Here is an 18,060-nt window from a genome sequence, read left to right on the forward strand (position 1 = left end):
CGTCTTCGCGCGAACAAACCCTTCGCGCCCTCCGTACGTCCGCGCCATATAGTCGCCCCACCCAATTCTTGACTTTTGCGCCCGAATCCGCAAGCGCCAGCCGCAACGGTATCGCACGCGCGCGTGACCGTGACTTATCCGGACCTTTGCATGAGCCTTTTGGCATGAGCTTCGCCGACCTCGGCCTTTCCGACGAACTGCTCAAGGCGGTCACCGACGCCGGCTATACCGAGCCGACGCCGATCCAGGCGTCGGCGATCCCGTCGGTGCTGATGATGCGCGACCTGATCGGCATCGCGCAGACGGGGACGGGCAAGACCGCCGCCTTCGTGCTGCCGATGATCGACATCCTGTCGCACGGCCGCAGCCGCGCGCGCATGCCACGCTCGCTGATCCTCGAGCCGACGCGCGAACTCGCCGCGCAGGTCGCCGAGAATTTCGAGAAATACGGCGCCGGCACCAAGCTCTCGATGGCGCTCCTCATCGGCGGCGTGTCGATGGGCGACCAGATCAAGGCGCTCGAAAAGGGCGTCGACGTGCTGATCGCGACGCCGGGCCGCCTGATGGACCTGTTCGGTCGCGGCAACATCCTGCTCACCGGCTGTTCGATGCTCGTCATCGACGAAGCGGACCGGATGCTCGACATGGGGTTCATCCCCGATATCGAGGAAATCTGCACCAAGCTGCCCAAACAGCGCCAGACGTTGCTCTTCTCGGCGACGATGCCGCCGCCGATCAAGAAGCTCGCCGACAAGTTCCTCGACAATCCGAAGATGATCGAGGTGTCGCGCCCCGCCTCGACCAACCTCAATATCAAGCAGTTCCTCGTCCCCGTCTCCGGCAATGCGATGAAGAAGCGCGAGGCGCTGCGCCAGTTGCTGGGGCAGGACGAGGTGCGCAACGCGATCATCTTCTGCAACCGCAAGACGACGGTGCGCGAGCTCAACAAGAGCCTCAAGAAGCACGGCTTCAAGGCGGGCGAGATCCATGGCGACATGGAACAGGCGCAGCGCATCGCCGAGCTCGACCTGTTCAAGGACGGCAAGATCAACATCCTCGTCGCCTCCGACGTCGCCGCGCGCGGGCTCGACATCAAGGGCGTCAGCCACGTCTTCAACTTCGACGCGCCGTGGCATCCGGACGATTACGTCCACCGCATCGGCCGCACCGGCCGCGGCGGCGCGACCGGCATCGCCTATACGCTGATCACCAGCGAGGATGCCGAGAACATCCAGAACATCGAGAAGCTGACCGGCCAGAAGATCGACCGGCTCGACCTCGGCGCCGCGGCCGAGGCGGAGACGCCTGCCGCTACCGCCGCGAGCGAGGAACCACGCCGCGGTCGCCGCGACCGCACCACACGCGGTGAGGGCCGCCGCGACCGTTCCGCGCGCGCGCCGGTGGCGGAGGCTGCACCCGAGGTGGTCGAGGCGCCCGCCGCCGTCGAGGAACCGCGTCGCCAGCCGCGTCAGGAGCGCCGCCCCGAGCCGGAATTCGCGCCGCCGCCGCGCCGCGACATCCGCCCCGACGGCGGCCGCCGCCCACGCCGCGACGAGCGCGACGACGGCCCCGACGACGGCTGGAACGGCCCGATCCCGGAGTTCCTGAAGGCGGTGATCGGGGGATAAGTCTAAGTCCTCCCTCGCTTTAGCGGGAGCGCAAGGTTGGATTGCCCCCGGCAATCCAAGATCATGCCGGGGGCATGATCGACCTTGCGCTGGGGACCGCCCGCGTCAGCGGGTGGTGGAGGGGGCGTTTCCGCATACGACCACGTTCGCCGTATCCTCCCCCTCCGTCACGCCCTTCGGGCGCGCCACCTCCCCCTGGCGGGGGAGGAATGGAATGTCCTCGGCTATTGAAGGTGCGTCTCTGCCCCCCCCTCAAGCCGCCGCCGCGATCACCGCATCGTCCAGCGCCGCCGCCCGCCGGAACCCCTCGCGCGCCGTCAGCCGGGCGACATATGCCTCGAACGCCGCGCGCTTCGGCATCGATCCGAATTGCTGCCCGAACATCACCTGCGATCCGACATAGACGTCCGCCGCGGTGAACCGGTCGCCGGCGATGAACGGATGCGCGCCCACCGCCTGCTCGAGCACGTCGACGACGCGATCGTAATCACCGTAGCCGACCATCCGCTGCTGCGCCTCGCTCGGCACCACGCCCAGCGAGCGGTTGGTCACCGCCGCCTCGATCGGCCCCGCCGCGAAGAACAGCCAGCGGTAATAATCCGCGCGCTCGTCGTCGCGTGGGCCCAGCCCCGCCGCCGGGAACGCCTCGGCGCAATAGGCGCAGATCGCCGCGCATTCGGTCACCGTCTTGCCGCGATGGACGATCGCCGGCACCTTCGCCATCGGATTGACCGACAGATAGGGCTCCTGCTTCATCGTCGAGGCATAATCGAGCACGACGGTGTCATAGTCGACCCCCGCCTCCTCGAGCATCCAGCGTGCGATCCGCCCGCGCGAGCGCGGGTTGGTGTAGAAGGTCAGTTCGGCCATCACGCGGCTCCCGTCACAAATTCTTGGCGAACAGGTCGAGCATCCGCGCCCAGGCGCGTTCGGCCTGCGGCGGGTTGTAGACCTTGCTGTCGATCACGCACCAGCCGTGCATCGCATCGGCATAGACCTCGATCTCCGCCGGCCGCTTCGCCGCGGCGAAGGCCTCGCGCAGCGCCACCTTGTCATTGGGGCTGCGCGCATCGTCGTTGCTGGCGATCGCGATGAGATAGCCACCCGTGAGCTGCGGCACGAGCTTGTGCGGACTGTCCGGCGCATCGCTGACCAGCCCCGCGCCGTGGAAGGACGCGCCGGCATGCACCCGCGCCGGCCGCGCCGCGGCGGTGCGCAGCACCATCGGTCCGCCCATGCAATAGCCCGCGCTGCCGATGCCGCGCTTGGTGTCGACCTCCTTCTGCAGGTCGAGGAAGGCGAGGAAGACCTTGGCATCGCTGGTCGTCGCCGCCGCGGTCAGCGCGGCCCGCCACGGCATGATCCGGTCGCGCACCGCAGGCTGGTCGAACGATTCGCCGGTAGCGATGATCGGCGACTTGGCCGAGCGGTAGAATTGGTTGACGACCAGCACCGCATAGCCCGTCTGCGCGAGCCGGTCGGCCATCTTACGGAACGCCGGCCGCAGCCCCATGATGTCGGGCCACATCAGCACCGCGGGATGCTTGCCCGCGCTCGGCGCGGTGAAATAGGCGTCGCACTGCCCGTCGGGCGTGGTGATGACGACGTCGCGCCCGGCGATCGGCTTGGCGTCCGCGGGTGCCGGCAGCACCAGCGCCGCGCCCACCGCCCCCGCCGCCAACCCGAGCTGCCGCCGCGTCAGCCGGGCGTCGTCCTCGACGGTAAGTTCGTCGCACATGCCTGCTCTCCCAATGCTTTGGGAGAGGCTAGCGCAGCGCGGGACAAGGTACCAGTCTCCTGTCCGTTCGCCCTGAGCCTGTCGAAGGGCAAACGGAGGAAGGGAAGCTTACCCCGACATCAGCGCTTGAACGGATCCTGGAACAGCGCCGCCGCGGCCGAGGCCGGGTCCTGATCCGCCACGTCGACGCCGCGTGCCGCCGCGTCGCGCTCGGCGCGCAGGCTGGCGATCAGCGCCTCGCGATCGCCCTCCAGCCGCGTGTCGGTCGGCGCGGCCTCGTTGCCCGACGCCTTCGACGCCTTGGCCACCGCCGCGTCCAGCTCGCGCTGCGTCGTCAGGCCCAGCGTCACCGGGTCCTTCGGCGTGATGTTGCCGATGTTCCAGTGGCTGCGGTCGCGGATCGCGGCGATCGTCGTGCGGGTGGTGCCGATCAGGTTGCTGATCGCGCCGTCGGTGATCTCGGGATGGTTGCGGATGATCCAGGCGATGCCGTCGGGCTTGTCCTGCCGCTTCGACACCGGCGTGTAGCGCGGGCCCTTGGTGCGGCGGACCTGCTCGGGACCCTTGATCATCTTGAGGCGATAGGCGGGATCGGCCTGGCCCTTGTCGATCTCGTCCTGCGTCAGCTCGTGCGCGCGAACCGGGTCGCGCCCGGTCAGCTTCGAGGCGGCGGTATCGTCGGCGATCGCCTGCACCTCGAGGATGTGGAGGCCGCAGAAATCGGCGATCTGGTCGAAGGACAGCGACGTATTGTCGACCATCCAGGACGCGGTCGCATGGGGCATAAGGGGCTGGGCCACGGGTGAACTCCGTCGGATCTTTTGGGTCGGAAACAAATAGGGCCGCCCCTTACCGGAGCGGCCATGCCATAACCCCCTGTGTACCCCGCGCCGCTACGAAGGGCAACCCGAGTGTTCGGGTCGCCCTCCGACGATCATTTGGGCAAGGCGTAGGCGATGACATGATCGCCAAGCCTGGTGCCGAGCGAGCCATGCCCGCCCGCGACGACGACGACGAACTGCCGCCCGCTCGCCGTCGAGCGATAGGTCATCGGCGTCGCCTGCCCGCCCGCCGGCAGCCGCGCGCGCCACAGCACCTTGCCGGTGCGCGTGTCATAGCCGCGGACGTAATCGTCGATCGCCGCCGCCATGAACGCGACGCCGCCCGCGGTGGTGATCGGCCCGCCAAGCGACGGCACGCCGAGCTTGAACGGCAGTGGCAGGATCGTCTCGTCGCGGATCGTGCCGTTCTTGTGCTCCCACACCTTCTTGCCCGTAGTCAGGTCGATCCCGGCGACATAGCCCCAGGGCGGTTGCTGGCACGGCAGGCCGGCGAACGACAGGAACGGGTTCATGTCGACCGCGAACGGCGCGCCGGTATTGGGATTGTAGCCCGCCTCCTGCGACCCGCGGCGATCCGAACCGCCCGCCGGACCGCGCTCGTCCGGGCCGTCGGTATCGTCGGCGCGCGGCACCAGCCGGTCGACGAAGGCGACGTAATTGGGATGCGCGAAGATCACCTGCCGCACCGGGTCGATCGAGATGCCGCCCCAGTCCATCACCCCGAAATTGCCCGGGAACACCAGCGACCCGCGCAGCGACGGCGGCGTGAACGCGCCCTTGTAGTCGAGCGACCTGAAGCGGATGCGGCACCACAATTGGTCGATCATCGTCGCCCCCCACATATCCTTCTCGCGCGCCGGCGCGGGCATCAGCGAGATCGCGGACAGCGGCTGCGTCGGCGAGCTATGATCGCCCGGCGCGGCGCCCGCCGGCACTGGCGTCTCGGGGGCGGGGAAGATCGGCCGGCCGGTCCGCCGGTCGAGCACGAACAGATTGCCGGTCTTGGTCGACTGGACCAGCGCCGGCACCCGCCCGCGCCCCGGCAGGTTCAGGTCGACCAGCGCCGGCTGCGCCGGCACGTCCATGTCCCACAGGTCGTGGTGCACCGTCTGATAGACCCAGCGCGGTTTGCCGGTGGCGATGTCGAGCGCCAGCACCGACGTCGCGAACTTCTCCGTGGTCGCGGGACGATGCCCGCCCCATTGGTCGACCGCACCCATCCCCATCGGCAGATAGACGAGCCCGAGCGCCTCGTCCGCGGCGGGCGTGCTCCAGCTATTGGGCGACGACGGCGTGTATTGCTTGCCCGCGCCGAGCGGCGCGGTGTCGTCCGGATTGCCCGGATCGAAATTCCAGACGAGCCTGCCCGACGCCGCGTCATAGCCGCGGATCACGCCAGAGGGCACTTTGGTGGCGATATTGTCAAACACCGCGCCGCCGGTGATCACCAGCCCGCGTGCAACGAGCGGCGCCGAGGTCACCTGATACCAGCCCTGGTTGTAATGCGGCTGGCCCGGCAGCAGGCTGACCGTGCCGCCTTGTCCGAAGCTGCGGCACAAGGCCCCCGTCTTCGGATCGAGCGCGATCAGCCGGCTGTCGTTGGTGGCGAGGAAGATCCGCTGCGGACAGTCGCCGACGCTCGCGCCGGCCCGCACACCATCCCAATAGGACACGCCGCGGCAGGTGAGATGCTGCATGTTCTTCGCAGACGTCGCGATCTTCGGATCGAAGCGCCAGCGCTCCTTGCCGGTCTCGGCGTCGACCGCGATCACCCAATTGTGCGGCGTGCACAGATAGACGGTATCGCCGACCTTGATCGGCGTCATCTCGTACGTCGTCTCGCCAGGATCGCCCTCGCGCTTCAGGTCGCCGGTCTGCAACTGCCACGCGACCTCGAGCTTGCCGACGTTCGCCGGGGTGAGCTGCGTCAGCGGCGAGAATTTGTCGCCGTACCAGCTGCGTGCATAGGCCTGCCAGTCGTCGTCTGGTACGCCGTGCAGATTGGCGGCGAGCGCGTTGCGCGGTCCGGGCAGCGTGCCGTCGAGATTGTGGACGTCGCGGGTCAGCGCCACCGCGCCGAACACCACTGCCGCGCCGAGCGCCACCGCCAGCGGCCCCGCCGCGCGCAGCCAGCCGGTGCGCGGCACCAGCCGCTTCACCGTCCACGGCAGCGCGAGCAACGCGCCGAAGATGAAGATGAGGTCGCCACGCGGCACCAGCGGCCACCAGTCCGCGCCGATCTCCGCCCAGGCCCAGACCACCGTCCCGACCACCAAAGCGGCGAAGACGTGCAGCGCCGCCGCATGCCGCCGCCACAGCAGCACTGCGGTAACGAGCATCGCCAGCCCCGCGACCGCATAGAACAGGCTGCCGCCGAGCAGGATCAGCCACCCGCCCCCGACCAGATTGAGCACCCCGAACGTGCCGATGATAACGGCAAGGATATGGGGCCACCGGGCGGGATGGCGGGACTGGGACATGCGGCAACTCCGGTTCGTTCCTGACACTACCGCCGCGCCGCAGCAATGTTCCGTTACAATAACGATTTTGCGCGGCGCCTTGGACGCCCCGTCGTAAGGCGAGGAATGGTTCACGCGGAGGCGCGGAGGCGCGGAGATGCCCCGCTTGAGGCGCGCGCATCCTCACCACGAGCGTGGCCCTACCCCCTCTTCGCGTCTTCGCGTCTTCGCGTGATCGAAATTTAGCGCGCAGAGACGCAGAGACGCAGAGGTGATGCGCAGCCAGCCTACCGGAACGCCCAACCGTCATGAGGAAGGCGCCTTCGGCGCAGCGAGCGCGACACCTCCGCGTCTCTGCGCCTCTGCGCGCAAATCCCTTCTTCCCTCCGCGCCTCCGCGCGCGTCCTATTTGCCCAGCCAGCCCTCGCGGAACGCCATCTGCGCCGGCGTCACCGCCACCCCGGTCGTCTCGCCGCGCACCACCTCGAACGACGGATCGGCAGCCAGCCGCAGCACCGCATCGCGCTCCACCCCGCGCTGGCGGAAGCGCACCGCGACGCGGTCGCCCGGTCTGTGCCCCGCCAGCACCGCCTGCGCCGCCGCCGCATCGCGCACCGGCGCGCCATCGAGACCGAGCAGCACGTCGCCCCGCTCCAGCCCGCCCGCATAGGCCGGTGCCTCCGGCCGCGGCGCGTCGCCGATGCCGACGCCGCCCTCGCCATCGACGAGGTTCATCCCCGCCCAGCCGCGCGTCGCGTCGACGGGCCGCACCACCAGCCCCGCCTGCCGCAGCAGCGGCGCATAATCGGGCAGCCCGCTCGCATGCACGGACCCGTCGAAAAACGCCTTGGCGAAGGCCGGATCGCGCGTCAGCTCGGCCAGTCCCCGCTCGAGATCGGCAGGCGTATATTTCAGCTCGGTATCGCCGCGCGTCGTCCAAAGATGGCGCATATAGGCATCGAGCGAGAGCCCCGGATAGCGCTGCCGCAATTGCAGATCGAGCGCCAGCGCCACCACCGCGCCATACGGGTAATAGGACACGAAGATGTTCGGATTGACCTGGTCGATCGCCTTGGCGGCATCGACGAAGGGCGCGCGCAGGCTCATCTCCTCCGGCCCGCCGTAGCGCCGCGCCGGGCTGTTCACGACGCCGCTCAGCGTACCGCCCAGCCCACGCAGGAAATCGTCGACGCTCATCTCGCCGGCGCGGCGGATCAGCAGCGGCCCGTAATATTGCGTGAAGCCTTCCGCGAACCACAAGGACGGCGTCGGATTGGCGCGGGTGAAGTCGAACGGTTCCAGTTCGGCCGGCCGCAGCCGCTCGACGTTCCAGCTATGCACGAACTCGTGGCTCAGCGTGTTGAGCTGCGCGAACTTCGCCTCGGCGAGCCCGCGCTTGTCGGTGATGATCGTCGAGTTGCGATGCTCCATGCCATCGCCGGTGATCTGCGGCAGATAGTCGGCGATGAACGTATAGGTGCCGTAATCGTAGCGCGGCGCCTGCCCGAACAGCGCATAATGCTGCGCGATCACCCGCTTCACCTTGGCGGTATAGGTATCGAGATCGGCGTCGCTGCCGGCGTGATGCACCGCCAGCCGCACGACATAGCTCTTGCCCAGCGCATCGGTGACCGGCCATTCGCGCAAGGCGAAATCGCTGATCTCGGTCGGGCTATCCATGAAATATTGCAGGTTGGGCGCCCAGAAGCTGTTCGCGCCCCTGGCGGCGGGAAGCTGCGTCGCGATCCGCCACTTGGGGTCGAACGGCGTGAAGCGCACGCGGATCGGCTGGTCGTCATAGCCTTCCGCCCACAGGAAGGTGGCGGGCATGTTGAGGTGCGCATGCGTCGTGTCGATCTGCGCATAGGTGCCGTCGCCCCAGTCGCCGAACAGGGTGTAGGTGACGACGACGGTGCCGTCGTGTCCGGCGACCGTCCAGCCATAGGGATCGCTGCGGATAAGTCGCAGCGGGCGCCCCCTGCCGTCCTTCGCCGACACCGCATAGACGTTCTTGGCGAATTCGTGGATCGCATAGCGTCCCGGAGACGAGCGCGCCATCCGCACGCGCAGCGGCCCCGCCGGCACCCGCGCGAAGGTCGCGGTGATCTGCGCCTCGTGATGCACCGCATTGGGGAAGGCGACGTCATACGCCGTGCCGGCGCGCGCCCCCGGATCCTGCGCCTGCTGCGCGACGACCGCCTGCGCCGCCGTCTGCGCCTGCGCGGCGGCGGCCGCGAGCGTTGCCGCGGCAATCGCCAAAACCGCCGTCACTCGTGCCGTTGCTCTCATCATCGTCCCCTTGCCGCTACCGCCGCGACGTCATGCCGCACCTATAACCATGCCGCTCCGGTCCGGTCCATTGCCGCTCGGCAGCACGCGTGAATCGCCCGGTCCGATATTTGCTCCCGAAGTATAAACGCGCGATCGCGCGCCTCTATAATTGGTGGGGCGGCTGCTCTTTTCCGCCATCAGAGGAATAGACACTTGCTGCTTCGCCGCTTCAACGTCCGCGTCATCGCGCCCCTGGTCGGCGCGATCCTGTTGCTGTGGCTGCTGGCGGGCGTGACGTACCGCGAGGACCGTGCGCTGGAGGCGGCGAACGTCGCCGCACTGGAAGCGCAGGAGCGGGTGCTGGCCGTGACCGAGGTCCGTTCGGTCAGTCGCTCGCTGCAGCGCGACGCGCTCAACCTCATCACCGAAACCGATCCCGAGGAACGGGGGATCATCGTCCGGAAGTTCGACACACGCTCGCAGCAGATGCGCCAGATGTTGCGCGACCTCGAGGACACCAAGGCGCGCCACGTCCTGCCCGAGGATTATTTCCGCCTGTCGCACACCGTCGTCGCCGCACTGGGCGAGGTTGCCGCCGAAGCGAACGCGGGCAACCGGTCCGACGCATTGCGCCATCTGCGCGAGGTCGTCCGCCCCGCCGAACGGGCCGCTTCGAAGGTCGCCGACGCCCAGATCGATGCGATGACCGCAGAGGTCGCCGCGCTGCGCCACAAGGCCGCGGTCGCGCAACGCGCCGCGAACCGGACGCTGTTGGCCGCCGTGACCTTTCTCAGCCTGCTCGCGGTCGCGGTCGGGGCGCTGACCGAGATGATCCGTCGCGAGCAGGCCCGCCTCATCGTCCGCAGCATCGGCGGCGCGCTGCACAAGCTCGCCGGCGGCGATCTCACCGTGCGGGTCGAAGGCGCCCTCGCCGGAGAGTTCGGCAAGCTCAAGAGCGATTTCAACCACGCCGCCGACGCCCTTGGCACGGCACTGGCCTCGGTCCGCCTCAGCGCCACCGATATCGCGTCCGGCGCGCAGGAATTGATGCAATCATCGAACGATCTGTCCCAACGTACCGAGCGGCAGGCGACGAGCCTCGAGGAAACCGCCAGCGCGCTCCAGCAGCTCAGCGGCGCGCTGACCGACTCCGCCGGCAACGCCGTGCAGGTGCGCCAAGCGGTTTCGGAAGCGCATGTCGACGCCGAAAAGTCGGGCGAGATGCTCAAGGACGCGGTCGCCGCGATCAACCGGCTCGAACAATTCTCCAACGAAATCGGTGAAATCCTCGTCGTCATCGACCGCATCGCCTTTCAGACCAACCTGCTGGCGCTCAACGCCGGGGTCGAGGCGGCACGCGCCGGCGAAGCCGGCAAGGGCTTCGCGGTCGTCGCGCAGGAAGTGCGCGCGCTTGCCGGACGGTCGGCCGAGGCCGCGATGGACGTCAAGCGACGGATCGGCCGCTCGGCCGAGCAGATCGGGCTCGGCGTCCGCTCGGTCGGCGACGTCGAGATCGCCCTCGGCCGGGTGATCGAGCGCGTCGGCAAGATGGCACTGCTGACCACCAACATCGCCGAGAACGTCGAACATCAGTCCCTCGCCTTGCAGCAGATCACGGCCGCGGTGGCCGAGCTCGACAACGTCACACAGCAGAATGCCGCGGTCGCCGAAGAAGAGACCGCCGCCGCGCGCAAGCTGGTCGACGAGACGCATGCGATGACCGACCAGATCGAGCAGTTCCGCTTCACCGAATGGGAGGCCGCCAACGACCTCCTGCCCGAGCGCGACCGCCAGCCGCGTCGGGCATGGCGGCAACGCCCGGTCGACCTGACGCCACAGACGATCGTCCCGCTCAAGCAAAGGCTGTCCTGATGCCCGCGGGCCAGATCGACATTCCGTATCCCGGCCGATGATGAGCGCCGAAGCTTCGCTCTTCCGTCACCCCAAAGCGATCGCACAGGGGCGTTCGCACGAGCCCACCGTCTGCTAAGCCCACCCCGTCACCCGGACTTGTTCCGGGGTCCACCCTGCGGCGAGGGGTAAGACTTGACGGGACACCATCCCGCACGGCCCGATGGACGCCGGAACACGTCGAGGCTCTAAGACAGTCCACATCAGCACAGTGCTCCTGCGAACGCAGGAGCCCAGAGCCAAACAAAACAACACCTTATGGCGCTCGGAACGCCTGGGCTCCTGCGTTCGCAGGAGCACTACGCGGCGTTTGCAAAGGCCCCCGACAAAACCGCGGTGATGCACCCGGACGGTCAAGGCCGCGACACCACCGCATGCCGATCCGGCCTAGGCCTTCTTCCCCCCGAACAACCGGCCGAGCAGCGCCTCCGCCGCCTTGCCGACCGCATCGGCGATCGCCTGCGGATCGGGTTGCGTCTGCGTGCCCTGCGGCGGTTCGGGTGGACGCCGCGGCTCGGGTGCCGCCCCCGTCGTCGGAGGCACCGGCGGCACCGGCCGCTCCCCCGCCGCCTCGCGCTTCGTCCGGCCCTTCGCCACCGCCGCGGTCGCCGCCGCCGCGGCCATCGTCAGCCCCGCCGCGAGCATCTCGCGCCCCTGCGGGCTGTTCGCTTTCTCAAGCAACGCCCCGCCCGCCTCGCGCAGCTCCTTGGGCAGGCGGATGCCGAGCACCTCCTTGGGGAGCTTCGCCTTCTTCGTCTTCTTGCCCATGCGCGGCCTCTCTGTCTGTGTGTCGCCGAGATAAGACACGCGCCGCGCGTTTCAACGTGGTGCTGGCGAAGCCTCCCGCGCGTTCCTACTTCCCGGACTAGCCCCAGACACAGAACAGAAGTAGAACCCGCCACATGCTGACCAAAATCACCGTCCGCGGCGCGCGCGAGCACAACCTCAAGGACGTCGATGTCGACATCCCCCGCGATACGCTGACGGTGATCACCGGCCTGTCGGGTTCGGGCAAGTCGTCCCTCGCCTTCGACACCATCTATGCCGAGGGCCAGCGCCGCTACGTCGAATCGCTCTCCGCCTACGCCCGCCAGTTCCTCGAGCTGATGCAGAAGCCCGACGTCGATCATATCGAGGGCCTGTCGCCGGCGATCTCGATCGAGCAGAAGACGACCAGCCGCAACCCGCGCTCGACGGTGGCGACCGTCACCGAGATCTACGATTACATGCGCCTGCTCTGGGCGCGCGTCGGCATCCCCTACAGCCCCGCGACCGGCGAGCCGATCGCCGCGCAGACCGTCAGCCAGATGGTCGACCGCGTCCTCGCGCTGCCCGAGGGGACGCGCCTCTATCTGCTCGCCCCCGTCGTGCGCGGCCGCAAGGGCGAATATCGCAAGGAACTCGCCGAATGGCAGAAGGCGGGCTTCACCCGCGTCCGCATCGACGGCGAGATCCACGAGATCGACGAGGCCCCCGCGCTCGACAAGAAGTTCAAGCACGACATCGAGATCGTCGTCGACCGGCTGGTCGTGCGCGGCGACGCCGCGACGCGCCTCGCCGAGAGTTTCGAGACCGCGCTGAAACTCGCCGACGGCCTCGCCTATGTCGATCCCGCCGACCCCGCCAAAGACGAATATACGCCGCACACGCCCAAGTCGGAAGTGCTCGGCGACAACGCCCCTCCCGGCCGCATCGTCTTCTCCGAGAAGTTCGCCTGCCCTATCAGCGGCTTCACCATCGCCGAGATCGAACCGCGGCTGTTCTCGTTCAACGCGCCGCAGGGCGCCTGCCCAGCCTGCGACGGGCTCGGCGAGAAACTGCTGTTCGACGAGGATCTCGTCGTCCCCAACCACGGGCTCAGCATCAAGAAGGGCGCCGTCGTCCCCTGGGCCAAATCCAACCCGCCCAGCCCTTATTACATGCAGGTGCTCGGCAGCCTCGCGCGCGAATTCGACTTCAGCCTCGACACGCCCTGGGCCGACCTGCCAGAGGCGATCCACGCGCTGATCCTGCACGGCAGCAAGGGCAAGCCCGTCACGCTGACCTTCGTCGACGGCAAGAAGGCCTATGACGTCAAGAAGCCGTTCGAGGGCGTCGTCGGCAACCTCAACCGCCGCCTGCTCCAGACCGAGAGCGCGTGGATGCGCGAGGAATTGTCCAAATACCAGAGCTCGCGCCCGTGCGAGGTCTGCCACGGCGCGCGCCTCAAGCCCGAGGCGCTGGCGGTCAAGATCGCGATGCGCGACATCGCCTATGCCACGCATCTCTCGGTGGTCGACGCGCTCGCCTTCTTCACCGATTTGCCCAACCATCTCGGCGACCAACAGCGCGCGATCGCCGAGCGCATCCTGAAGGAGATCGTCGAGCGCCTGGGCTTCCTCAACAACGTCGGCCTCGACTATCTCAACCTCGACCGTACCAGCGGCACCTTGTCGGGCGGCGAGAGCCAGCGCATCCGCCTCGCCAGCCAGATCGGCAGCGGCCTGTCGGGCGTGCTCTACGTGCTCGACGAACCCTCGATCGGGCTGCACCAGCGCGACAACGACATGCTGCTCGCGACGCTCAGGCGCCTGCGCGACCTCGGCAACACCGTGCTCGTCGTCGAACATGACGAGGATGCGATCCGCACCGCCGATTACGTCATCGACATGGGGCCGGGCGCCGGCGTCCACGGCGGCCAGATCGTCGCGCAGGGCACGCTCAAGCAGATCCTCAAGAGCAAGACGAGCATCACCGCCGACTATCTCAACGGCACCCGCCAGGTCCCGGTGCCGGCCAAGCGCCGCAAGGGCAACGGCAAGCAGCTCACCGTCCACAATGCGCGCGCCAACAATCTCACCGGCGTCACCGCGAGCATCCCGCTCGGCACCTTCACCTGCATCACCGGCGTGTCGGGCTCGGGCAAGTCGAGCTTCACGATCGACACGCTCTATGCCGCCGCGGCGCGCGCGCTCAACGGCGCGCGCATCCTCGCCGGCAAGCACGACAAGGTCAGCGGCCTCCAGCATCTCGACAAGGTGATCGACATCGACCAGTCGCCGATCGGCCGCACCCCGCGCTCGAACCCGGCGACCTATACGGGCAGCTTCACGCAGATCCGCGACTGGTTCGCCGGCCTGCCCGAGAGCCAGGCGCGCGGCTACAAGCCCGGCCGGTTCAGCTTCAACGTCAAGGGCGGCCGCTGCGAGGCGTGCCAGGGCGACGGCGTGCTCAAGATCGAGATGCACTTCCTCCCCGACGTCTACGTCACCTGCGACGTCTGCCACGGCGCGCGCTACAATCGCGAGACGCTGGAGGTGAAGTTCAAGGGCAAGAGCATCGCCGACGTGCTCGACATGACGGTCGAGGATGCGGCAGAATTCTTCAAGGCGGTGCCGCCGATCCGCGACAAGATGGAGATGCTGGTCGAGGTCGGCCTCGGCTACGTCAAGGTCGGCCAGCAGGCGACGACGCTGTCGGGCGGCGAGGCGCAGCGCGTCAAGCTCGCCAAGGAACTCGCCCGCCGCGCGACCGGGAACACGCTGTATATTCTCGACGAGCCGACCACCGGCCTGCATTTCGAAGACGTCCGCAAATTGCTCGAAGTGCTCCATGCGCTGGTCGAGCAGGGCAATACGGTGGTGGTGATCGAGCATAATCTCGACGTCATCAAGACCGCCGACTGGGTGGTCGATCTGGGTCCCGAAGGCGGCGTCAAGGGCGGCGAGATCGTCGCGGTCGGCACGCCCGAAGTGGTGGCCAAGGAACCGCGGAGCTTCACAGGCAAGTATCTCGCGCCGTTGTTGAAGGCGCGTGGCAGTTAGGCGCAGCAGAAATGTTCCGCAATTTCACTAATCTTGATAAGGTGCCTCATCAAGAGGAAGGTTGCTATCGGCTCCGGATTGCAAAGTCATATGAATATTCAAGCGTACAGTAGCCGCAGACTGTCTGCTTTGAATTCCGTTTCCTTGATCATCCGTGATAGAGATCATCTCCTTACCCCAGCAAGATGGGGTTTGCTGAAAGCTCGGGTAATGAGACGCCTGCCACGCCATCTCGCTGAAACCAAGGTCGTTGTCAGGGTCAGACCGAAAAATGTCCCAAGATGTCGGCCTTGGCAGATCTACACGTGATGGAATTTTGCCACCACCGCCGGTTGTTGATGGCCGCGTACTTCCCCAGTCGCCATACGTCAGATCAGCACTGTTAAAGCGTTGCCGAACTGTAGCAAAAAGAACCCGCTCTGTTCCACTCTCTTCGCTATGACCAATGATATGTCGAAACGAACTAGGAAACGAGCTTGAGACCACTGCAATTTCTGCTTCCGGAATTGCGCCGTTTATTCGATCAACTACTGGCATGGTCCATGCCTCCAGCGCTTGGTAATCCCGCGACCATCCCGCGTCCACGACAAAGACGGTGTCGTGAGGTAATGGAGATCGCGCTGCAAACAGACGGGTAAAATGGGGAAATGCTATTCCGCGCTGCTGGTGGACAATGAGCCCCCTGTCCAATCGATCGGCATTGTTTATTTGGCGCGCAAGCTCCGCCCTTGATGTCGTCGGCAGCAGAACCGGAACAGCCCCACGGATATTCGCTAACGTGCCATAATAAGCTTCAAAGCCATTAGCCTGATTGAAGAGAGCGTCAAATTCAACCTGAGCCTCCTTCTCATTAGTATGCTCAAAACGCGATCCATCAAGGGCGAGCCCAAATGGATATCCGCCAGCGGCATCTATTACACGGTCCAGCGTTAGCTGGAACGAATTGGCATTCTGCCAAGGCCGAGCCTTGAAAATAGGAAATGTGAGCTGCTTAACATCCGGATATAGATTACGATACGCTCCGATCTCGGCAGCGGCCGCCTTCATGACTACGACATAGTTTATGTTTTGAAGCACTACTTAGCCGACACGAATTGCCATGGCTTGCTTCGATACACCAAAAGCGCTGGCTAGTTCCTGTACCACACGATCCGACTGAATTTCACCTTTGCTCCGAACGGCCTCTGCAATTGCTCGCCTTGGCATTACAATGTCCGCTGCAAGGCGATTGGCTTCGGCCTCCGTTCGCGATGAAAGTTTGGAGCGATACAAAACGGAGTCGACGACCCCAGCGTCAATCTTTTCTCGGTGAATGAGATAATGAGCTATCTCGTGAGCAATCGTGAAGCGCTGGCGTTCCTTCGACTCAAAACGGTTCACCTTTATAACAAACTGCCCATCGGCTTCCGGCTGAATCAACCCTGATATATTCATAGGCAATGTTGCAACAACGACTTTCAGGCCTAGAGCATCCGCCAATGCTCCGACCTTTACGGGAACGTCCGACGAGAATCTTTCTAGAACTTCAAGATCCTGCGCTGGTATTCGTTCAATATGGCTATATTCAGTCAGAATACGGACTTTCTTCATTTCCCGGGTTTTTTAAGCCTTCAATTCCTGTATATGCGATATCGGCAAAAAATTGCTCGAACTCTTTTCGGAGAGGCGCATCTTTTTCTAATTGCTTCGAAAAGTATTCCACAGAGTGTAGTCGCAACTTGCTCTCAAGCGTAGTCCAGCCGATAACTCCCGCAGCAGCGACAAATATACCCAGCACGGTGATCATTAAAGACAATGCGGTAAGGGTTATCGATAAAAAATCAGTGTACTTTATATCTTCTGCAGCAGGCAACAAAGGTGTGTGAAGCAAATGCAAGATCAACGTCGCCAAAGCACCAGCTATGGCTGCCACGGTGCAAAGTGCCAAGATTTTCAGGATCCGTTTCATCGATTGCAAATGCTAGATGACCTCGAATCGCATGGCAAGTCTTTGGCGAGCTAAAGCCCCGCCGCCCTCCGCAGCGCCGCGTTCATCCGCCCCTGCCAACCCGGCCCATCGGCACGAAACCGCTCGACCACATCGGGGTCGAGCCGCAACGTCACCTGCTGCTTGGCATGGTCCCGGAGCGGCGGACGGCCGCGCACAACGCCGTTCGGGCCGAGATACCCTGTCGCCGGGCGAACGACCTTGCCGCCGACCCGAAGCTCGGCGATCTCCATCATTTCCTCGGTCAGTTCAGGGGCGTCGTCAGGGTCAATCCAGTCCGACATATCTGATCTCCCATTGATGCATGCGCCGCATCGATATCACCCGACACCCGCCATCCCGCTCGGTCCACACGATCGCCACGGCATCCCGCGCCAGCCACCCGTAGGTGATATGTCGCACTTCGCCATAGTCGAACCGGTCGTCGACCAATGTGCGGCTGCGGCCATCGAACACCGTCGCGGCATCCGCAAAATCCAGCCCGCGTTCGCGCAACACCTTGTCGCGCTTCCCGGGATCGAAGCTGATCTCCACATCCGCTCCTTTATGTAGCTACGTAAATCACCGCGTCAACGCATCACCCATGCATTATAGGCGCACCCACCCCCTGTCCTACACCCCCGCGCTTGGCATAGATCGTCGGTCCCCTGGACCGAATCGGAGGGACTATGGCCAAGCCGTTCAAACCCTGGAGCAAGGCACGCTGCGAACGTCAGCGCATCCGCGACGCGGAGCTGCGCGCGCTGAGCGACCGCGCGATCATGGCGGGAGTCGACGCGATCAACGCCGGCGAGGATGTCCCCGCCGCGATCGCCGCGGTCACCGGGCAGAAGCTCGACGCCGACGGCAATCGCGTGCGCGAGGACGATTTCTTCGAACCCCTGCTCCACCTGCGCCGCCAGCGTGTGGACGGCTGGAGCGCCGACACGCAACGCGCCTTCATCAGCGCGCTCGCCGACACCGGCTGCGTCAGCCACGCGTGCAAGGCGGTCGGCGTCCCCCGCAACAGCGCCTATGCGATGCGCCAGCGCGCGACGCACAGCGTCTTCGCGCTCGCCTGGGACGTGGCGATCCAGATGGGGCGCAAGCGCCTGCTCGACATCGCGATGGAACGCGCGCTGGAGGGGCAGGAGGTCGCGATCTGGTATCGCGGCGAACAGGTCGGCACGCGCACTGTCCACAACGACCGGCTGCTCACCTTCCTGCTGTCGCACAAGCCGGAGCCGGCGCATCCCAGGCTCGCGCCGCACGAACTCGCGGCGATGTTCCCGCGCCTGCTCGACCTCATCGACGTGGTCCAGCCGCACCCGGCGGCGCAACGGCTCGCCGCGGACAAGGCGGCGGCCGAGGCGGCGGAGCAGGAGGAGGATGACGATTATTGAAACGATCGGCAGGGATCGTTTCCGTTAAGGTGTCCATCT

General features: G+C 66.0%; 15 protein-coding genes. 4 read left to right on the top strand and 11 right to left on the bottom strand.

Going from position 1 to position 18,060, the window contains the following annotated elements; translation table 11 throughout:
• Positions 1–164: 164 nt before the first annotated feature.
• Entirely contained in the window at positions 165–1,628 is a 1,464-nt protein-coding gene (locus MC45_RS12385) for a DEAD/DEAH box helicase (protein WP_038663632.1), read from the top strand.
• 252 nt (positions 1,629–1,880) lie between these two features.
• On the opposite strand, the gene MC45_RS12390 is transcribed toward MC45_RS12385, so the two are convergent.
• From MC45_RS12390 to MC45_RS12410, 5 genes are all read right to left on the bottom strand, one after another.
• A complete protein-coding gene (locus MC45_RS12390; RefSeq protein WP_038663635.1) occupies positions 1,881–2,498 on the bottom strand; it encodes a glutathione S-transferase family protein in 618 nt (205 codons plus the stop codon).
• Between the two features lie 13 nt (positions 2,499–2,511).
• Positions 2,512–3,366, bottom strand: coding sequence for a dienelactone hydrolase family protein (locus MC45_RS12395; RefSeq protein ID WP_038663637.1), 855 nt, complete (start codon positions 3,364–3,366; stop codon positions 2,512–2,514).
• A gap of 119 nt (positions 3,367–3,485) precedes the next feature.
• The gene (locus MC45_RS12400; protein WP_038663640.1) at positions 3,486–4,166 is read right to left on the bottom strand and encodes a DUF1013 domain-containing protein; all 681 of its coding nucleotides are present in this window, start codon (positions 4,164–4,166) and stop codon (positions 3,486–3,488) included.
• A gap of 134 nt (positions 4,167–4,300) precedes the next feature.
• Positions 4,301–6,688 (bottom strand): membrane-bound PQQ-dependent dehydrogenase, glucose/quinate/shikimate family, encoded by a 2,388-nt coding sequence (locus MC45_RS12405; protein WP_052075650.1) that lies wholly within the window; start codon positions 6,686–6,688, stop codon positions 4,301–4,303.
• A gap of 384 nt (positions 6,689–7,072) precedes the next feature.
• The gene (locus MC45_RS12410) at positions 7,073–8,938 is read right to left on the bottom strand and encodes a M61 family metallopeptidase (protein WP_245640719.1); all 1,866 of its coding nucleotides are present in this window, start codon (positions 8,936–8,938) and stop codon (positions 7,073–7,075) included.
• 213 nt (positions 8,939–9,151) lie between these two features.
• Here MC45_RS12410 and MC45_RS18620 point away from each other — a divergent pair, with 213 nt between their 5' ends.
• Positions 9,152–10,810, top strand: a complete 1,659-nt coding sequence (locus MC45_RS18620) for a methyl-accepting chemotaxis protein (RefSeq protein ID WP_052075651.1) — start codon at positions 9,152–9,154, stop codon at positions 10,808–10,810.
• A gap of 426 nt (positions 10,811–11,236) precedes the next feature.
• Here MC45_RS18620 and MC45_RS12420 read toward each other — a convergent pair whose 3' ends face one another.
• On the bottom strand, positions 11,237–11,617 hold the full coding sequence (locus MC45_RS12420; protein WP_038663643.1) for a hypothetical protein: 381 nt from the start codon (positions 11,615–11,617) through the stop codon (positions 11,237–11,239).
• Between the two features lie 134 nt (positions 11,618–11,751).
• Between MC45_RS12420 and uvrA the strand changes: the two genes are divergently transcribed.
• Entirely contained in the window at positions 11,752–14,652 is a 2,901-nt protein-coding gene (gene uvrA, locus MC45_RS12425) for an excinuclease ABC subunit UvrA (RefSeq protein WP_038663646.1), read from the top strand.
• A gap of 27 nt (positions 14,653–14,679) precedes the next feature.
• Here uvrA and MC45_RS18950 read toward each other — a convergent pair whose 3' ends face one another.
• From MC45_RS18950 to MC45_RS12435, 5 genes are read right to left on the bottom strand one after another with little or no spacing between them, the layout of a single operon-like run.
• Complete coding sequence (locus tag MC45_RS18950; protein ID WP_081974431.1) at positions 14,680–15,699, bottom strand: beta family protein; 1,020 nt, start codon at positions 15,697–15,699, stop codon at positions 14,680–14,682.
• 33 nt (positions 15,700–15,732) lie between these two features.
• Positions 15,733–16,242, bottom strand: a complete 510-nt coding sequence (locus MC45_RS18955; RefSeq protein ID WP_081974432.1) for an ImmA/IrrE family metallo-endopeptidase — start codon at positions 16,240–16,242, stop codon at positions 15,733–15,735.
• The gene (locus tag MC45_RS19345; protein ID WP_156143833.1) at positions 16,217–16,600 is read right to left on the bottom strand and encodes a hypothetical protein; all 384 of its coding nucleotides are present in this window, start codon (positions 16,598–16,600) and stop codon (positions 16,217–16,219) included. Before MC45_RS19345 ends, MC45_RS18955 begins: the two co-directional genes overlap by 26 nt.
• A gap of 50 nt (positions 16,601–16,650) precedes the next feature.
• Positions 16,651–16,923 carry a BrnA antitoxin family protein gene (locus MC45_RS12430; RefSeq protein ID WP_081974433.1) on the bottom strand — a complete coding sequence of 91 codons (273 nt, stop codon included), beginning with the start codon at positions 16,921–16,923 and terminating at the stop codon, positions 16,651–16,653.
• Positions 16,907–17,173 (bottom strand): BrnT family toxin, encoded by a 267-nt coding sequence (locus MC45_RS12435; protein ID WP_081974434.1) that lies wholly within the window; start codon positions 17,171–17,173, stop codon positions 16,907–16,909. The genes MC45_RS12430 and MC45_RS12435 overlap by 17 nt, the downstream gene beginning before the upstream one ends.
• Before the next feature lie 134 nt (positions 17,174–17,307).
• Between MC45_RS12435 and MC45_RS18625 the strand changes: the two genes are divergently transcribed.
• Positions 17,308–18,021 carry a hypothetical protein gene (locus MC45_RS18625; protein ID WP_052075652.1) on the top strand — a complete coding sequence of 238 codons (714 nt, stop codon included), beginning with the start codon at positions 17,308–17,310 and terminating at the stop codon, positions 18,019–18,021.
• Positions 18,022–18,060: the final 39 nt, after the last annotated feature.

Source organism: Sphingomonas taxi (genome assembly GCF_000764535.1).
Taxonomy (GTDB): domain Bacteria; phylum Pseudomonadota; class Alphaproteobacteria; order Sphingomonadales; family Sphingomonadaceae; genus Sphingomonas; species Sphingomonas taxi.